The following is a 1,820-nucleotide window of genomic DNA, read 5'->3' as shown; positions in this document are numbered from 1 at the left end:
AATAGGTCAGATGTAATTCGCCAATAACCATCTCGGCTGGTATTGAGAATTGTTATGGCTCATTTCATAGGGTCTCAATTGTAAATGTTGTGGGGCAACCGGGTATGGATCCGAACATGTCGGTTAGTGCCTTTTCCCGGTGCCTGAAAATTCCGGTGAGTTGTCTACGCACAAAAATAGGATGGGCCAATGTCCCCAGAAAACCCAGGGGCAATTTATAATCGACGATGTCCTCCATTAACACCCCAGTGGCCACTTTCTTAATAAAGTGTTTATGATGCCAAAGGCTGTAGGGTCCAAAGCGCTGTTCGTCCACAAAATAAGACCCCGGTTCCACATGGGTGATTTCACTCACCCAGCGCGTACGTATTCCGGGGACTGGGGAGACATTATATTGAATAATCTGTCCCGCATACATGGGCCGCTCTGCTCCGCTTAGGATTTGGAACCCCATATGGCTCGGGGTAATTTTCTGAAGGTTTTCCGGGTTAGACAGGAAATTCCAGGCATCCTCAGGGGTGATGGGCAACTGCTGGGTGGCGCGTAAGCGATATAGTTTCATAATGGTTGAAACAAAGATACAATCATTTTGTTCAAGGCATATCTACAATGAGTTAAACAAAATATAAAACCAGGGGGTTTGTAGATTGTATAAATTCTTTGGTAATCCTTCCGCGACCAAAGGAGCCCTGATGATCAGAATTTGTACCTTTCGCCCATGCAAAAACAGTACTTTTTTATACTCCTGTTCGGGATTTTGGCCTTTCCGTCGAATCTGACAGGGCAGCTTCATGCTACATGGAAGGGGTCTCTTCCAGAGAATGTCAATGAAAGTTCCGGGTTATTGTTGCTTGATAATCGTTTGGTTACCATAAACGATTCCGGCAATACTCCTGTGCTTTATGAAATGGACACTACTTCCCTAGCGGTGGTCCGGGAGGTCACCATTACCAATATGGTCAATACGGACTGGGAAGCGCTCGCAGCAGACGCCACCTATATCTATATCGGGGATTTTGGCAATAACCTCGGAAGACGCAAAGATCTGCGTATCCTCAGGGTTTCCAGGACGGATTTTAGGAAGAAGGATGAAATTGAAGCAGAGGTTATCTCGTTTTTTTATGAAGATCAGGTTAATTTTAATGGAAAAGGAAATAGCGACTGGGATGCAGAAGCCCTGATCGCCGGGCCGGATTCCCTTTGGGTTTTCACCAAGCAATGGCGGAAGAAAGGCACTACTGTTTACAGTATTCCCAAAACTCCAGGCAAGCACAAAGCCCTGAGGGGCTCTTCCTTTAAGGTCAGAGGAATGGTTACCGATGCCGCTTATGATCCCAGGGGCGGTTTGTGGTATTTGCTGGGGTATAATGGCGAATTGCAGCCCTTTCTACTTCAGGTTCCCTCAAGATCCCCGGCAAATGGCTTCCCTGACAATACACAGCGGCACTCGCTGACCGTAGGATTTATACAGGAAAAGGGAGCCGTGGTGAAGGCTGAAGAGGCCCTGGTTGTAGGGGTAGAGGTCCTTACAATGAAAGAACCTCCCATTCCCATTGGTTTTGCACAGGCTGAAGGGATAGCGGTAAGCCCGGACGGGGATTTGTTCATTACCTCTGAGGCTTTTGACCGTAAAATCATTTCCCTCCCGTCGGCACTGTATCACATTCCTTCCAAAGAACTAACATCCCTTCCCGGGACAACGGCAGGGGAGCATTGAGCTAAAATTCAGCCTATCCTGTGACGCTTTTTCCAATATTCCCTGAGACTTGGATCCTATGATAAACGAACGCCTGATAAGTACAGACTCAACGGCTTCAGAC

At 47.3% G+C, this 1,820-nt stretch carries 2 protein-coding genes; one reads left to right on the top strand and one right to left on the bottom strand.

Annotation, left to right across the window (positions count from 1 at the left end):
* Positions 1 to 64: 64 nt before the first annotated feature.
* Positions 65 to 562, bottom strand: a complete 498-nt coding sequence (locus tag WBV75_RS00330; protein ID WP_424118677.1) for an SRPBCC family protein — start codon at positions 560 to 562, stop codon at positions 65 to 67.
* A gap of 156 nt (positions 563 to 718) precedes the next feature.
* Here WBV75_RS00330 and WBV75_RS00325 point away from each other — a divergent pair, with 156 nt between their 5' ends.
* Complete coding sequence (locus WBV75_RS00325; protein WP_424118676.1) at positions 719 to 1,717, top strand: hypothetical protein; 999 nt, start codon at positions 719 to 721, stop codon at positions 1,715 to 1,717.
* Positions 1,718 to 1,820: the final 103 nt, after the last annotated feature.

Source organism: Robiginitalea sp. (assembly GCF_049588695.1).
Taxonomy (GTDB): Bacteria; Bacteroidota; Bacteroidia; order Flavobacteriales; family Flavobacteriaceae; genus Robiginitalea.
This window is presented reverse-complemented; position numbering and strand designations above follow the sequence as displayed.

Coding starts and splice junctions, on each gene's coding strand:
- WBV75_RS00325 (WP_424118676.1), top strand. CDS start 719: ATGCAAAAACAGTACTTTTTTATACTCCTGTTCGGGATTTTGGCCTTT.
- WBV75_RS00330 (WP_424118677.1), bottom strand. CDS start 562: ATGAAACTATATCGCTTACGCGCCACCCAGCAGTTGCCCATCACCCCT.